General features: G+C 62.3%; 13 protein-coding genes and 2 pseudogenes. 8 read left to right on the top strand and 7 right to left on the bottom strand.

Features of this window, described 5'->3' with window-relative positions:
• Positions 1 to 6: 6 nt before the first annotated feature.
• From B0G77_RS24950 to B0G77_RS24935, 4 genes and pseudogenes are all read right to left on the bottom strand, one after another.
• On the bottom strand, positions 7 to 1,239 hold the full coding sequence (locus tag B0G77_RS24950; RefSeq protein WP_133666854.1) for an FAD-dependent oxidoreductase: 1,233 nt from the start codon (positions 1,237 to 1,239) through the stop codon (positions 7 to 9).
• Between the two features lie 85 nt (positions 1,240 to 1,324).
• Positions 1,325 to 1,678 carry a RidA family protein gene (locus B0G77_RS24945; RefSeq protein WP_133664723.1) on the bottom strand — a complete coding sequence of 118 codons (354 nt, stop codon included), beginning with the start codon at positions 1,676 to 1,678 and terminating at the stop codon, positions 1,325 to 1,327.
• 3 nt (positions 1,679 to 1,681) lie between these two features.
• The gene (locus B0G77_RS24940; RefSeq protein ID WP_133664722.1) at positions 1,682 to 3,208 is read right to left on the bottom strand and encodes an amidase family protein; all 1,527 of its coding nucleotides are present in this window, start codon (positions 3,206 to 3,208) and stop codon (positions 1,682 to 1,684) included.
• 43 nt (positions 3,209 to 3,251) lie between these two features.
• Positions 3,252 to 4,539, bottom strand: a pseudogene (locus tag B0G77_RS24935) (MFS transporter).
• 100 nt (positions 4,540 to 4,639) lie between these two features.
• Here B0G77_RS24935 and B0G77_RS24930 point away from each other — a divergent pair.
• Positions 4,640 to 5,287, top strand: coding sequence for an XRE family transcriptional regulator (locus B0G77_RS24930; protein ID WP_133664721.1), 648 nt, complete (start codon positions 4,640 to 4,642; stop codon positions 5,285 to 5,287).
• 239 nt (positions 5,288 to 5,526) lie between these two features.
• Here the strand turns inward: B0G77_RS24930 and B0G77_RS24925 are convergent, their stop codons facing one another.
• A complete protein-coding gene (locus B0G77_RS24925; RefSeq protein ID WP_133664720.1) occupies positions 5,527 to 5,868 on the bottom strand; it encodes an XRE family transcriptional regulator in 342 nt (113 codons plus the stop codon).
• 79 nt (positions 5,869 to 5,947) lie between these two features.
• Here B0G77_RS24925 and B0G77_RS24920 point away from each other — a divergent pair, with 79 nt between their 5' ends.
• Positions 5,948 to 6,742, top strand: a complete 795-nt coding sequence (locus B0G77_RS24920; protein WP_133664719.1) for a hypothetical protein — start codon at positions 5,948 to 5,950, stop codon at positions 6,740 to 6,742.
• 342 nt (positions 6,743 to 7,084) lie between these two features.
• Here B0G77_RS24920 and B0G77_RS24915 read toward each other — a convergent pair whose 3' ends face one another.
• Positions 7,085 to 7,306, bottom strand: a complete 222-nt coding sequence (locus tag B0G77_RS24915; protein WP_133664718.1) for a hypothetical protein — start codon at positions 7,304 to 7,306, stop codon at positions 7,085 to 7,087.
• Between the two features lie 162 nt (positions 7,307 to 7,468).
• Here B0G77_RS24915 and B0G77_RS24910 point away from each other — a divergent pair, with 162 nt between their 5' ends.
• The 6 genes and pseudogenes from B0G77_RS24910 to B0G77_RS24885 all read left to right on the top strand — a co-directional run bounded on the left by B0G77_RS24910 (position 7,469) and on the right by B0G77_RS24885 (position 14,789).
• Positions 7,469 to 7,954: a YbaK/EbsC family protein gene (locus B0G77_RS24910; RefSeq protein ID WP_133664717.1), complete on the top strand. Its 486-nt coding sequence runs from the start codon at positions 7,469 to 7,471 to the stop codon at positions 7,952 to 7,954.
• A gap of 401 nt (positions 7,955 to 8,355) precedes the next feature.
• Entirely contained in the window at positions 8,356 to 9,093 is a 738-nt protein-coding gene (locus B0G77_RS24905) for a BON domain-containing protein (protein WP_133664716.1), read from the top strand.
• Positions 9,094 to 9,631: 538 nt separating this feature from the next.
• The gene (gene araD / locus B0G77_RS24900; protein WP_133664715.1) at positions 9,632 to 11,419 is read left to right on the top strand and encodes an L-arabinonate dehydratase; all 1,788 of its coding nucleotides are present in this window, start codon (positions 9,632 to 9,634) and stop codon (positions 11,417 to 11,419) included.
• Between the two features lie 27 nt (positions 11,420 to 11,446).
• A complete protein-coding gene (locus B0G77_RS24895; RefSeq protein ID WP_133664714.1) occupies positions 11,447 to 12,181 on the top strand; it encodes a ribonuclease activity regulator RraA in 735 nt (244 codons plus the stop codon).
• Positions 12,182 to 12,260: 79 nt separating this feature from the next.
• Positions 12,261 to 13,581, top strand: a pseudogene (locus B0G77_RS24890) (MFS transporter).
• A 140-nt stretch (positions 13,582 to 13,721) separates the two neighbouring features.
• Entirely contained in the window at positions 13,722 to 14,789 is a 1,068-nt protein-coding gene (locus B0G77_RS24885) for a LacI family DNA-binding transcriptional regulator (protein ID WP_133664713.1), read from the top strand.
• 31 nt (positions 14,790 to 14,820) lie between these two features.
• Here B0G77_RS24885 and B0G77_RS24880 read toward each other — a convergent pair whose 3' ends face one another.
• On the bottom strand, positions 14,821 to 15,729 hold the full coding sequence (locus tag B0G77_RS24880) for a LysR family transcriptional regulator (protein WP_133664712.1): 909 nt from the start codon (positions 15,727 to 15,729) through the stop codon (positions 14,821 to 14,823).
• Between the last annotated feature and the right edge of the window lie 10 nt (positions 15,730 to 15,739).

Below are 15,739 nucleotides of genomic sequence, written 5' to 3'. Positions count from 1 at the left end.
TCCTCGCTAAAACCGGTCCACCCGGAACGGAGAGGGATCGACAGTCAGATCCGAGCCAGTCATCATCTCTGCAATCATGCGCCCCGTGATCGGACCGAGCGTGAGACCGTGGTGCGCATGGCCAAAGGCGAACCAGAGGTCCTTATGACGCCTTGCCGGCCCGATAATCGGCATCATGTCGGGCGTACACGGACGGCTGCCCATCCACGGCTCGTCGTCGATGCGTGCGCCGAGCGGAAATAGCCTGCGTGCGATCGGTTCGACCGCTGTGAGCTGGTCGGGCGTCCTCGGCGCGTCCCGATGCCCGAGTTCGACGCCGGTGGTGAGCCGTATGCCGCGCGCCATTGGCGTGATCAGATAACCGTTCTCGACATCCACTACCGGATGGTTGAGGCGCGCGTCGCCGTCTGCCGCGTAGTGCATGTGATAGCCGCGTTTCACCGCAAGCGGCAGCCGGTAGCCGAGTTTCGTGCTGAGCAGATCCGACCACGGTCCCATTGCCACTACCGCAGAGCGCGCTTCGATTCGGCCATGATCAGTGTTCACTGTCCACCCGGGTTCGAGCGACGTCGCGTCGCCGGACAGAAAGCGTCCACCGAGCCTCTCGAAATAGCTCGCGTACGCGGTGGCGAGCGCATTCGGGTCGCTGACCGAATCTGATGCCGTATAGCGCAATGCGCCGAGCAGAGACGGACTCAGACTCGGCTCGACCTGCCTCAATTGCGCGGCGTCGAGCGACTCGAACGTGACGCCGAATTCATCGTTCCAGCGCTGCGCAGTGCGTGTTTCTTCGTCCTGCTTCGCAGCGCTGCGAAAAATCTTCATCCAGCCGGACCGGCGTATGAGCGCACTTGCGCCAGCCGCTTCGGCGAGCGCGCGATGCTCGCTGACGCAATGCTCGATCAGCGTCGCGTACGATCGCGCGATCGCCGCATGGCGGGCAGGATGTGAGTGATGCCAGTAGCGGTAGAGAAACGGCGCGAGTCTCGGCATTGCGCTCGGGTGATAGCGCACATCGAGCGAGCGGTTACGCGCGTATTGCATCAGCGTGCTGAGCGCGCGCGGGAACGCGTACGGATAAACACCTTCGCGCTGGATCAGCCCGGCATTGCCGAAAGACGTCTCGTTGCCCGGCCGCTTTCGGTCGATGAGGGCGACCGCCCGGCCTCGTAGCTGCAGATGCACTGCCACCGAAACGCCCACTATGCCGCCGCCCAGTACGACCGTGTCGAATTTCATTGCCATGTTTTATTGCCTCGTACCTTGATGTGCAAAGAGGGCGACGACATCGCCATTCGCGCATCGCGGCAAAACCGTCTCGCGCTTACGCCAGCGCCGTTACCGCCACTTCCACGTCGAGGCCGGCCTTCATCAGCAGCGCCTGTACGCATGCGCGCGCAGGTGCATGGCCGGCTGGCACCCATGCGTCCCACACGGCGTTGAATTCGTCGAAATGCTTCGGGTCGCTCAGCCAGATATTGGCTGTAACGAGACGCGTCTTGTCGACGCCGGCAGCTGCAAGCAACGCGTCGATCCGCTTGAGGATTTCGGTCGTCTGAACAGTGATCGGCGCGTCTGCCGTGTCGGGCACCTGGCCGGCCAGATGGACGATGCCATTGGCGATCACCACCTGGCTCATCCGGGCGTTGGTCTGCAGGCGTTTGATTTCGTTGGACATGATTTAAACCGCCGAAGTACCGGCATGACTTTCACCGGTTGAGTGGAAAAGGGGTGGCGCCGTTACGATCGACTTCAGCGAGGGCGTAGGCTGCGCGAGCTTTGACAGGTCGGGACACGGGCGGCGCAGCGCCGGCGATGCGTCGAAAGCTTGTTCGAACGCAAGCGCCACCGCGAGGGTCTTGCGGTCGCCACGATACGGCCCGACGATCTGCAATCCGAATGGCATGCCCGCGTGATCGACACCGCACGGCAGGGACAAGGCGGGGTGTGTCGTCAGCGTGACCACATAGGTGAGCGCGAGCCACCGGTAGTAATTTTCCTGCTCGCGACCGTTGATCTGTGCCGCATAGAGTTGCTGCCAGGGAAACGGCGACACGGGCGTGGTCGGCGAAAGGATCACGTCGTAGCGGTCGAACGCGGCCTGGAAACGCTTGAAGATGCGCGTCTGTTCGGCTTGCGCCCACGCGCTGTCGGCGAGGGACATTTTCGCGCCCATCTCGTAGTTCGCCCGGGTGTTCGGGCCGAGCGCGCCGGGGTCACGCGAGTACGCGTCGCGCAAGCCCGCGACGAAGCTCTCCGCGCGAATCACATCGAAGCAGCGGTGCACATCGCCCAGATCGAACGCGACCCCTTCGCAGGTGCGGACCATCGGCGCGATCGCGTCGATGCGCGAGCGGAAGACGGCACGGATGGCGTCGTCGACGTCGCAACTGCCGAAGTCTTCGGTCCAGCCCACGCGCAGTGACGAAAGGTCGAGCGGCGCAGGCATCGCGAAGGCGAGCGGATCGACTTCGTAGCTAAGCGGGTCGCCGGAGGAAAGGCCGGCGGTCGCGGCCAGTTGCAGCGCGGTTTCAGCGACGGTGCGCCCCATCGGGCCGACTACCGGGATTGGCGTCCAGCCGAGCAGCCGCCGCGAATTGGGCACCAGTCCGGCAGACGGGCGGAAGCCGACCACGCCGCATTTCGACGCAGGAATACGCAGTGAGCCGCCGGTATCCGAACCGGTGCACACGGGTAGCATGTCGCACGCGAGCGCCGCCGCCGATCCACCTGACGAGCCGCCCGCGTTCAGTTCCGGATTGAACGGATTGCCGGTGGCGCCCCAAACCGCATTGCGCGTATTCGCGCCCGCTCCGAGTTCCGGCACATTGGTTTTCGCGACCAGAATCGCACCAGCCGCGCGCAGCCGTTCGACCAGCACGACGTCGTGTGCCGGTACATTGCCGCGCGACATGGGCGAGCCATATGTTGTCAGGAGGCCGGCTGTGTCTTCGAGATCCTTCACGCCGAGCGGCAAGCCGTGCAGCAGGCCGAGCGGTTCGCCTTTCAACACTTGACGCTCGGCGGCTTTCGCGGCTTCGCGCGCTTGTGGATAGCAGGTCGCGGTCACCGCGTTAACCGCAGGGTTGATCGTTTCTATGCGCTCGATGCAGGCGTCGAGCAGCTCGACCGGCGAAATCTCTTTGGCGCCGATCATCCGGCGCAAATCGACGGCAGAGCGGCTGACCAGATTGGCGTTCTCAGTCATGGCGTAGCGTCCTCTAGTCCTGTAGATAGGGTTCAGTCAAAGATCAGTCGAGTGCTTCACCGGTTCGGTCGCGTAGCCAGATCACCGGCACAAGCGACACGGCGCAGGCCACTGCGACGTACCACGCCGGCGCAAGCGGGTTGCCGGTATGCGCGACGAGCCAGCTCGCGATGAATGGCGAGAAGCCGCCGAAGAACGATGCACTGACAACGTAGGTCAATGCGATGCCAGTGGCGCGTACGTCCTTCGGAAAGAGCTCCGGGATCATCACCAGCACAGGGACGATCTGGCCCGCCACGAAGACCGCGAGGAACGCGGACACCACGCACAGCGTCAGCATCGAAGGATACGCGCCGAGCACTGCAAATGCAGGGTAGACGGACAGCAGCAGTACGACCCGCGAGATCACCAGCACCCGCTTGCGGCTGAAACGGTCAGCGAGGCGGCCTGCGACTGGCGCGGCGACGAACAGCACGAGCGAACTGACGACGCCCGATACAACAGCCGAGGTCGGCGAGAGATGCAGCACACGCACCGCGTGGCTTGGCAAAAAGAACGCGGTGATATACACCGACACCGAGCCTCCAAGTTCCGCAAGCGTGCCGAGCACTGTCAGCTTCAGGTGCGTGGTCAGTGCGGCTTTGAGCGCGCCGCTTCGCCGCGTCGTGGCGGACGACGCGTGAGTGAGCGTTTCCTCGAGACGGCGGCGGATCAGCATGCCGACTGGCGCGGCGACGATGCCGAGCAGAAACGGCACCCGCCAGCCCCATGCGAGCAGCGCATCTTTGGGCAGCCGCAACGTTGACGAGCGTTGCGACCACCGCGCCCAATGCGAGCCCGAGTGCAGTCGCGGCAAAATTCCAGCTTGCGAAAAATGCCCGCGTGTTTTCGGTTGCATATTCGACCAGGAGCGTCGTGCCCGGCCCGAATTCGCCGCCTGCGGCAAAGCCCTGGATCAGCCGGGCGGCGAGCACGATGAACGGCGCCGCGATACCCGCCATCGCATAAGTCGGCGCGCAGGCGATCAATGCACAACTGAGCGCCATCAGCATGATGGTCAGCACCATCGCCTTCTTGCGCCCCACGCGATCCGCGTAAGCACCGATCACGATTCCGCCCAGCGGCCTCACGACAAAGCCGACGCCGAATACGCCGATCGACAGCAGAAACTGGTTGACTGGCGATGCGGCTGGAAAAAACAACTGACCGATCTGGATTGCGAAGAAGCTGTAGATCGTGAAATCGTAGTATTCGAGTGCGGTCCCTAGGGTCGTCGCGACGATGACCTGTCCTTTGGAAAGGCTTGCCTTGTCTAGTGCGAGAGTTGACACGATCGGGATCCCTTCAAGGTTGGAAATCGACGTGAGTTATCATATACGAGAAAAAAATAATTCTCGTATACGACAAAACCCGCACTGAATTTAAGCCTTCATGCCAAAAACGGCCGCTCCCGTACCCGTCCCGTCTCCCTCCGACACGCCGCCGCAGATCGATCACAAGGCCGTCGGTGCGCGCGTTCGCAAAGCGCGCAAGGCGCGCGGTCTTACGTTGATGCAACTGTCTGAACAGTCGGGCATCGCGGTTTCGACCATCTCGAAGACCGAACGCGGTGACATCGCGCTGACGTACGACAAATTCGCAGCGCTCGCGCACGCGTTACGTTTGGACCTCGATGCAATCTTCGGACGACCGAAGCGCGCCAGGGCGAGTGTGATGACACCATCGTTCACGGCCGACGGCGAGCAGATGATCTACGACACGCCGAATTACGAGTACGGCATGCTGGCCAACGATCTGACCGGCAAGCGGATGGTCCCGATGCGTGCGCACGTGCGAGCCCGCGAGCTGTCCGACTTCCCGGATTACATCCGCCATGCGGGCGAGGAGTTCGTATTCCTGCTGGCGGGCGCGCTGGAACTCCGTTTCGAGGACGGCGGGGTGTTTACGCTGAAACCTGGCGACAGCCTGTACTTCGACAGCTCGGTTGGCCATGTGTACATCAGCCTGGGGGACGAAGAGGCGGAGGTGCTAGTTTGTTGTGTAGATACAGACGACGAGCGGCCACAAGGGGCAATCTAGACGCACGGCCTCTGAGGTGTGAAGCCATCGCGATGGCCAGTACCATCGTCAATCCTGGCGACTTCGTGTCGCCGAACGTGAAGGCGTGGACCGACGCGCGATTCGGATCCGGTGTTGCGGGTTTGATCCTGCGCGCGGGCCATCGATCAAATCCCTGTTGATTCCGCCGACCCGCAACGGTTGTCGCCGTGCTTATTCGAGACGACGTGACCGGCCCGGTCAAACGTTTCTGCCGACGGTCAGTCCGGTCGACCGCCCAATCCCTTCAAGCCTTTGATCACCACGAGCAACGCCCGCCCGTGCTCTTCCGAACCGTCCCACGCGTCGACGATCGCGTTGCGCAGCAACTCGTTGTAGCCGGCGGCCCGTCTCCTCGAAAGGCGCGATTCGACACCGTAGAAATTGCATAACTTATTGAATGATGCGCTTCTGCGCACCCTGCGTCCGTTCGACAGCCGAAGTCGTGAGACAGTAGGCTGACTCACACCGGAAAGCCGCGCTATTTCGCTGGACGAACGGGTATCTGCCGTCAACCGGCGTAACAGGTCCTGCACGGGCAAATCGGTGTTCGGGGCTTCCATTCCATACATTATAGCTATACATTAACGGTTATTGAATTGGCTGTTCAACTCAGCGAATGGCAGCGTCTTGAGGAAGTCGATGACACTGAAGCACCTACCGCCCGCGTTTTGCTGGACCAAAACAGGCGTCGAGTCTGGCGAGGATCTCCCCACCATCGTTCTGCAAAAGGAGTGGGAGCGCAGGCTCGGAGGCGGGCGCTTTCTGTGGGGCATCAGCCAGTCGCTTGGGAGCAGTGCACAGGTTGCAGCTCACAGGACGGGTTCGCTGATTGCTCTCTTCTCGCCTACGTCGGGCAGGCCGAAGGCGGCCGACAGAAAACGGGAGGACGTTCTGCTCTGGAACGCCTGGGTCGACAGCGCCGGCCAGGTTCGGCAACTGGCGCCTCACGCCTTTATCGTTAGCCGCACGATGCTGCCTTCCGGGCGACGCAGAGAGCACCACTACGCATTGGTTTGCTCCTCGCCAACCGAACTCAGCATCGGCAGCAGATTGAGGGTGTATCCCGATCACCTGCGAAGCGTTAGCACAGGAAAGGCGCTCGGCGCGGCGCAGGGTGCGGCTGTGGTCGACTGCATCGCGCGAGCTGGCGAACTCACCGGCAAGAGCTATCCGCTCGCGCTCGCTGTCGAGCTCGAAGCCCCGTATTTCGTGCGGCTTACGCAGCCGAGTGTCCTGAAAGCGCGCGACTTTCTGGAAGTCAACAAGGCGCTACGCGACGGCGACTTTGGATCGTTCGCCGATCTGGTGAGACGTTTGCGCAGCCGGCCGTCTGCGGAACGAATGCGCGGATTTACGCGGGATCTTTTCGATATGCCGCCGGCCGAATCGATCGCTTCTTTCGGCAGCGTGGCTCACCAGGCAAACTACGCGTGATGACAGATCGACAGCTGAACAGAGCGTGGACAAAAGAAAAATGAAGGCGGCTCAGTAGCGGCATATCGTGACGCAGCCCTGTAATTTTCGATTTGCTGCGCAAAAAAAGACCCGAATACGATTCGGGTCAAGGGGTCGATTCGTTGCGAATGTTCCGCAGTCGACCCGGACGTAACGGAGGAATTCCCCCTTGGTATTACACGGCACCGTAACAAGTCCCCACCCCGCAGGCGCCGTGACGTATCGGGTCCGAGAGTAGGGTTGGTGCCTTAAACGAAGCTTAAAAGCGGTATAGGGTAAACGTTGCGATGACGCTCGGGCGACTGGTCGGCGCACCTGTGTTCAAAAGCGTGACGAGGCCGGGAATGTCGCGCACGGGGTGCGTGTGTTGATGCCGTCGAATTTGCGCGCGTGAAGCTGGCCGCGCAGGTGGCTCGATGTTGAGTCAGGACGAGGTGCGCAGGTCAACTGAAAACGGGAATGCCAGCGAATGGCGCGTCTGATGACGACCGGCGGAAAGCGATAACCACGATAAGCCGACTTTTCATTCTTCATCGCGATCATCCTGCTTGCCAGACGTTTGCAACGTGACAGGGTTTGATCTCGTCAACGCCCTCGCGGTCACTGCGCCGCCGTCAGCGTGTTTTCACACCCTGGAAAGCGACCTATCCTAAAGGAGTCTTTCGCAATAAATTTCATCTGCTTCCCTTCGAGAGGAGGTTCGTCATGTCAATGTCTGCCACCCTCCAGGACTACCTGCGCAGCAAGGGCTCCCGGTACGAAATCGTGCATCACCCATACAGCCATTCCAGCATGGAAACGGCTGCGGCAGCGCATATACCAGGTGATCGGCTCGCCAAGACCGTGCTCCTCGAAGATGAGCGCGGCTACGTGGCGGCTGTGCTGCCATCGACCCACGCCGTGCGGTTGTCCGAGCTTTGGGCAAAGACCGGGCGGCACCTTGTGCTGGCCAGGGAGGTCGATCTGCGTGAACTGTTTAAAGACTGCGAGGCCGGAGCGCTTCCGCCGGTATGCACGGCCTATGGTATGCAAACCTACCTCGACGAGAGCCTGGCACAGCAGCCGGACGTCTACTTCGAGGCCGGCGATCACGAAGAACTTGTTCACATGGGTTCGGACCAGTTCCTGGATCTGATGGATCGAGCTGAGCGGGCACGCTTTGCCCATCGCATCCAGGGTAAGTCGAGCTGACTGGCGCTCGCGTTGGCGGGCGGAAAGCCCTGCCGCGTTGCTTCGGCGGCAAATCGTTGTCGCGTGGGGCGGGATCGGTGCGTGAACAGGAACCGTCCGGGGCGAGCCGGCTGAAGAAGCTATTGGCGCGAATCCGCGCGTGACATTACAGCGCGGATACACGCCATCAAGCGGCCAGCGGCTTGGCCCTGGCATTGATCCGCTGACGTGCAAACTTCGATTTCAATATTCCCGCGCGGACGGCTTTTGCATACGGTCTTGCCGGGGGGCAGCCGGGATGGCCGCTCGTCGCGCCACGCCAATACCTATAATCGACTGTACAGTGCCCTCCTGATGCGGCAAGACTCGCAAGATGCGGCATGGTGGGCGCTGCATCATCAAACCTTTCCGCGAGGCAGATCATGCAACGCAGCGATACGGTCCTGACACAGGTGATGGCAGCCTTCGAACATGAATCACACCGGAAGCTCCACAATCATTCCATTCATATGAGTTTCGACGGCGGTACCTTGACCGTGGCAGGCGAGGTGCCGGATATAGCATCCAAGAAACGTCTTCTTCGGTTGACCCAGACGCACAGCGAAGGGAAGCCTCTGGTTGACCAGTTGCGTGTCACCGCCAATCCGCCCGTCAGGGATGGCGAGTTGCGGACACACGTTTGTGAACGGCTCGCTCAAGCAGTGGATTTCCGCAATTGCGTAATTTGTGCACGCGTCAAGGGTCAGCTCGAAGTGCTGCGCGGCACCATGGACCAGGCTGGCGAAGACGGCAGCGGCGTACTCGAAGTGACGGTGGAAGATGGTGTGGTGACCCTGACTGGGCAGGTGATCAGCCTGTCTCACAGGCGCCTGGCGGGTGTGATTGCCTGGTGGGTCGGCGGCTGCCGCGACGTGGTGAACCTGCTTGAACTGGTGCCCGCCGAAGCCGATGGCGACGATGAAATTATCGAGGCCTTGCACCTTGTGCTGGAAACCGATCCCCGTTTGCGCGCCGAGCAGATCACCGTCAATGTGAAAGACCACCGGATCACGTTGGGAGGTTGGGTGGCGACCGAAGCAGAAAGCCGACAGGCGGAACAGGACGCCTGGTGTCTGGATGCGATCGAGGGCGTTGTCAACCGTATCGAAGTGCGGGCCTGACGCCGCCGAGGGGCCGGGCAACTCGATGCGCGGCATCCATCGTGCGACCTCGTGCCCGCCAGGCACAGCCGGGCGACACCCGGCATCACGTGTTACAGGGCTGCCTTGAGACGGCGCGTGCGTCGTCTATCGGGCACCCTTTTTATTCGATTAAAGCAGTCATGAGCGGCCTCTCATAACAGGCTCGCGAATGTCTGTTCAACATGAACACGCCGCGCCCTGGGCGCGCGGCGAGCGTCGGTCTTTGCGACCGTCCAGGGCCTCCGGCTTGCGGCCGCTTTTCAACGTCCGGTTCAGCGCCTGGTGTCTGCGTGGGTTTTTCAAAGCGGTTCTAGCGATCATCCTTTGATCTGATGTGTCAGCCTTGCTCCATTCCGATGGCTTGCAACGAGACGCTGTGTTAAGTGAAATCCCTTAACGACACTGGTCGATGATAACGCTACCATCGACGTCAATTCAGCTGCCGCATGAAATACATCCCCACCTGTATCAATACGTTGTCAGCCGGAGATTATTCAGCCGGAATGATAGCGATACCATGGAGAAGCCAGTGACCTCGACCCGCAAGACGCCCGAACAGTTGCGCAGCTACCGCTGGTATGGCGCAAACGACCTTCGCTCGTTCGGACACCGCTCGCGCACCGCGCAGATGGGCTATCACCCGTCGGACTACATGGGCAAGCCTGTCATTGCCGTCGTCAACACGTGGAGCGAGATCAACTCCTGCCACACGCACTTCAGGCAGCGCGTCGAGGAAGTGAAACGCGGCATCTGGCAGGCAGGCGGATTCCCGGTCGAAATGCCGGTGATGACACTCGCCGAACCGTTCCAGAAGCCGACCACGATGCTCTACCGCAACTTCCTCGCGATGGAAACCGAGGAAGTGCTGAAGTCGTACCCGTTCGACGGTTGCGTGCTGATGGGCGGCTGCGACAAAACCACGCCGGCCCTGCTGATGGGAGCGATCAGCATGAACCTGCCGGCGATTTTCCTTCCGGCCGGGCCGATGCTGCGCGGCAACTGGAACGGGCGAACCCTCGGCAGCGGCTCGGATACGTGGAAATACTGGGCCGAACTGCGCGCGGGCAAGATCACGGAAGAAGAGTGGAAGGGCATCGAAAGCGGCATTGCGCGCTCGCCGGGGCACTGCATGACGATGGGCACCGCGTCGACGATGACCAGCGCGGCCGAGGCGCTCGGCTTGACGCTGCCGGGCTTCTCGTCGATTCCCGCTGTCGATTCGCGCCACGCGCAGTTTGCGTCGCTGACCGGTCAACGCGTCGTCGAAATGGTATGGACCGATCAGAAGCCGTCGGACATCCTGACGGCGAAGTCCTTCGATAACGCGGTGACCACGGTGCTGTCGATGTCGGGCTCGACCAATGCGATCGTTCACCTGGTGGCGGTTGCCCGTCGCGCGGGGATCGACCTGACGACCGCACGCTTCGACGAACTGGCGCGCATTACACCCGTGCTCGCCAATCTGCGACCGGCCGGCAAGTATCTGATGGAAGACTTCTTCTATGCGGGCGGCCTGCGCGCGCTGCTCGTGGAACTGGGCCGCCTGATCGACGGCACGCAGATGACCGTCAACGGCAAAACGCTCGCGGAGAACATCGCGGGCGCCGAAATCTACGACAACGACGTGATCCGGCCGCGCAGCAATCCGCTCGTCGAACGCGATGGTCTCGCGGTGCTGACCGGCAATCTTGCGCCGGACGGCGCGGTGATCAAGCCGGCTGCGATGGAATCGCATCTGCTCAGGCATCGGGGCCCGGCGGTGGTCTTCGAGGACTATGCGGACATGGCTGCACGCATCGACACTGAAGAGCTCGACGTCACCGCAGACTCGGTGATCGTGCTACAGCACGCCGGTCCGGTGGGTGCGCCGGGCATGCCGGAGTGGGGCCAGTTGCCGATTCCGCAGAAGCTGCTGAAACAGGGCGTGCGCGACATGGTGCGCATTTCGGACGCGCGGATGAGCGGCACGAGCTACGGGGCGTGCGTACTGCACGTCGCGCCGGAGTCGTTCGTCGGTGGCCCGCTTGCGCTGGTGAAGGACGGCGACATGATTGAACTCGATGTGCCGGGCCGCCGCCTCCATCTCGAAGTCGGCGCGCAGGAACTGGCTGCCCGCAAGGAAGCGTGGCAAGCGCCGAAACGCCCGTTCGAGCGTGGCTTCGGCGTGATGCATCAGATTCACGTGACGCAGGCGAACAAGGGTTGCGATTTCGACTTCCTCGAAGAGCCGCTCAAGACCACCGCCACGACGCACGAGACCGCTGTGACCGCCGACGCGCGCCGCAACGAACCGGAAATCCACTAAACCCAGCTATTCCAGCCAGACATCATCATGACCTCAACCGATAAGACCGTCAGCGCTGCCGCGCTCGAACAGCTTCGACATGTCAGCACTGCCACGCTGACCACGCAACTCTTCAAGCGCGGACTGCGCAATGTGTTTCTGCAGGGCGTCGCGCCGCTCGTGAAGCCTCTACCCGGCGCACCGAACCTCGTGGGCCCGGCGTTCACGCTGCGTAATATTCCGGCGCGCGAGGACCTCGATCACGTCGGCGTGTTCCAGGACCCCGATCATCCGCAGCGCAAGGCGGTCGAAAGCGCGCCGCCGGGCAGCGTGCTGGTCCAGGATTGCCGGGGTGAGCGTTCGGTGGCGTCGGTGGGTTCGATACTTGCGCTGCGCCTTGCGAAGCGGGGTGTCGCAGGCATGGTGTCGGATGGCCCGGTGCGCGACAGCGGCACCATCTCCGGCCTCGGCCTGCCGCTGTGGTGCGCGGGCGCGAGCGCGCCGTTGAATCTCGCGAAGCACCACGCAGTCGACATGAACGTGCCGATTGCCTGCGGCGGCGTGCCGGTGTATCCGGGCGATATCGTCGTCGCGGATGTGGATGGCGTCGTGATCGTGCCGCACGAAATGGCGGAAGAAGTGGCGCGCGATGCGGCCGAACAGGAACTGATGGAGGTCTTCATCACCGAACGCATTGCCGAAGGGCGTCCGCTGCGCGGCACGTATCCGCCGAACGAGGACACGCTGGCTGCCTACGCAGCGTGGCGCGCAGAACGACAATAATCACCGGCAATACGCTGGGGCGCGCCGCGCCGGCGTGCAACACGACGCTTGCATTCAGGATGCAGACCGAGGAGACACCTTGAACACCGTGATGCCAACGATCGACGAATCGCGTCTCATCAACCGCCTCGCGCTGAGGCTGATGCCGTTGCTAGGCCTGCTGTATCTGGTCGCGTATATCGACCGATCCAACATCAGCTTTGCGAAGCTGCAGATGCTGGGCAGCCTCGGACTCTCTGAGGTCGCGTATGGGCTAGGCGCATCGTTGTTCTTCATCGGCTATCTGTTGTTCGAAGTGCCGAGCAACGTGCTGTTGCACAAGTACGGCGCGCCGCGCTGGATGGCGCGCATCATGCTGACCTGGGGCGTCGTTACCGTGCTCCTCGCCGACGAACGCGCCGATGTTCTACGCGTTGCGCTTTCTGCTCGGCGCATCCGAGGCAGGGCTGTATCCGGGCGTGATCTATTACCTGACGCTGTGGTTCCCGGCGCGGCATCGCGTGCGCATGCTCGGCTATTTCACCGTGGGCAGCAGCCTCGGCAACATGGTCGGCGCACCGATTTGCGGCTACCTGCTCGACAAGAGCGGATTCGCCGGGCTGCAGGGATGGCAACTGGTGTTCATCGTCACGGGCTTGCCGTCGATCCTGTTGACCTTCGTCGTCCTGTTTCTGTTACCGGCATCGCCGCGCGAAGCCCGCTTCCTGTCCGACGGCGAGAAAGCGTGGCTGACGAACGCGCTCGAAACGGACCGCGCTTCCATGCAGAAGAACGTCTCCGGCCATTCGTCGCTGCTGAGTGTGCTGACCGAGCCGCGCGTGATCGGTATGGCGTTGTACTACATGATGCTGTCGATTTCCGTGTATGGCGTGAGCTACTGGCTGCCGACGCTCGTGAAGGGTTTCGGCGTCAGCAACACGACCAACGGCTTGCTCAACATCATTCCATGGTTGCTCGCGACGATCGTGCTCGCGTGGCTGCCATCGAAGCTTCGCGCCGGCAATCGCGCCCTCGCCGCGATGCTGGTTTCCGCATTGCTCGGCGTGCTGTTCTTCCTGAGTTCGGTCTTTCTGCCGACCAACACGCTGCGCTTCGTGGCGCTGTGCTTCGGCGCGCCGTGTCTGTACCTGCTGATTCCGTGTCTCTGGACGCTGCCGCCGAAGTTCCTGTTCGGCGTGCGCGCCGCGGCAGGGATTGCTGCGATCAACTCGCTCGGCAACATCGGCGGCTTCATCGCGCAGAATCTCGTACCCGCCGTCAGGCAGGCGACCGGCAGCGTGCGCGCGCCGATGCTGATTCCGGCAGCCTGCCTGCTGGTGTTCGCGACCATCACCGCACTGATCATTCGCCGCAACAGCGCGGCGAGCCCGCAACTGGACGGCACCCCCGTCGCCGAATGAAGGGATGTCCGCACGTCGCGTACGGACATCATTTGCCCCGGTATGACATCGGCACATGGGTGGCAGCGAAGCGTTGGCGCGCGGCACATCGCCAAGCATGACTACAATAGCCGCAATACATTATCTCCAGCCATTGAACCATGCCGAATCACAAGCCGACCGCCGCCGCCAGCCCCGATGCGCCGGAGGTGGCGACGCCCGCGAAACGCATGCGTGGCGGTCCGAAAGGGCTGCGCATTACCGATGTCGCCGCGCAGGCCGGGGTCGCGCCGATTACGGTGTCGCGTGTGTTCAATAGCCCGGAGACAGTCGCGCCCGAAACGCTCGAACGGGTGCGGCAGGTCGTGCAAAAGCTGGGCTATGTGCCCAATCGCCTCGCGGGCGGATTGTCGTCGGCGCGTTCAAGGCTGATTGCCGCGATCGTGCCGACCATCGCTCACTCGCTGTTCTCCGAAACGATCCAGGTGTTCAGCGAAACGATGTCGCGCGCTGGCTACCAGGTGCTGCTCGCGCTGAGCGGCTACAGCGATTCGAGCGAGGAGGCGCTGCTCGACGCCGTACTAAGCCGGCGCCCGGAAGGCGTGCTGCTGACGGGCGTCGCGCATGCCGACTCGTTGCGCGAACGGCTGCGCAATGTCGGCATGCCGATTGTCGAAACATGGGATATGACGGCGACGCCGATCGACATGCTGGTCGGTTTTTCGCACAACGAGATCGGCGCTGCGGTGGCTGAGCATTTTCTGCACAGGAAGGTGCGGGCACCGGGTCTCGTTTCGGCCAATGACGACCGCGCGCTCGCGCGCCGGGACGGCTTTCGCGCGCGCCTTGCGCGGGCGGGCATCCACGAGATCGCAGAGGTGCTGGTGTCGCCGCCGAGTTCGGTTGCTGCCGGCAAGGCCGCATTGCTGACGCTGATCGAACAGGCGCCGCATCTCGATGCGGTTTTCTGCGGCTCGGATCTGCTCGCGATCGGCGTGCTCGGCGCGGCGAAACGCCTGGGGATGAGCGTCCCATCGCAGTTGTCGATTTGCGGTTTCGGTGACCTCGAATTCGCGACCGAAACCACGCCGCAATTGACGACCGTGCGCGTCGACGGCACGCGCATCGGACTCACGGCTGCACGCTGCCTGCTCGACAGGCTGGCCGGCGTCGAGAAAGACAAAGTGACTGACGTCGGTTTTCATATCGTCGAGCGCGAGACGACCTGACGCTCGAACATCACGGCGCGCTGCGCATTCTTCAATCCTCGCGCAACGTCTCGATGATCAGCTCGCGAAACCAGCGGCTTCCCTCGTCCTTGTCGAACGTGTCATGCCAGTGCACGGTCACTTCGACTTCTGGAATTTGCACCGGCAAAGGATAGATCAGGAATTGCCCTGACTCGTTAAAGAGCTTCGCCACCCGTTTCGGCAGTGTCACCATCCAGTCGGTGCGCCGAAGAATCTGCGGAATCACCGTGAAATGCGGTACGCGCAGCGCAATGCGCCGATGCAGTCCGCTGGCGCGCAGCGAATCATCGATCGTCCGGTGGCTGCTTTCGCTCGACACCACGGCCACGTGCGACTGCTCCAGAAACTTCTGCCTCGACAGTTGCCGCGCCGGCAGCCCTGGCCGTTTGCGCGTCATGCAAACGTAGGCCTCGTGAAACAACACCGCATAGTTCGTGGTCAGCTTGAGCGTTGGCAGATTGCCGATCGCAAAATCCAGCTGCCCTAGCCGCAGATTCTCCTCCACGTCGGCTACCGGAACCTGTCCGGCCTCCAGCCGTACCAGTGGCGCAACGCACTGCAATTTCTCGCAGATGGGCGGCAGAAACGCCTGCTCCCCTATGTCCGACATCGATAGCCGAAACGCACGCGAACTCGTCTGCGGATCAAACTGTTCTCCATGGCGCAACGCTTCGCGGATCGAAGCGATGGCGCGGCCGACCGGCACCGCCAGTTGCTCGGCCGTCGGCGTGGGCAGCATGCCGTCAGTTGTTCTGACGAATAACGGATCGTCGAACAGCGATCGCAATCGTCCCAGTGCATAGCTGATCGCCGGCTGCGAAAGTCCCAGGCGCTGGCCGGCGCGCGTCAGGCTGCGTTCTTCCAGGATCGCCTGGAACACCCGCAGGAGGTTCAGATCGACGAAATTGAAATCAGCCATGTTTATGTTC

It is taken from the genome of Paraburkholderia sp. BL10I2N1 (assembly GCF_004361815.1).
GTDB lineage: Bacteria > Pseudomonadota > Gammaproteobacteria > Burkholderiales > Burkholderiaceae > Paraburkholderia.
The sequence above is the reverse complement of the archived record's forward strand: the minus strand, read 5'-3'. Positions and strand labels throughout refer to the sequence as shown.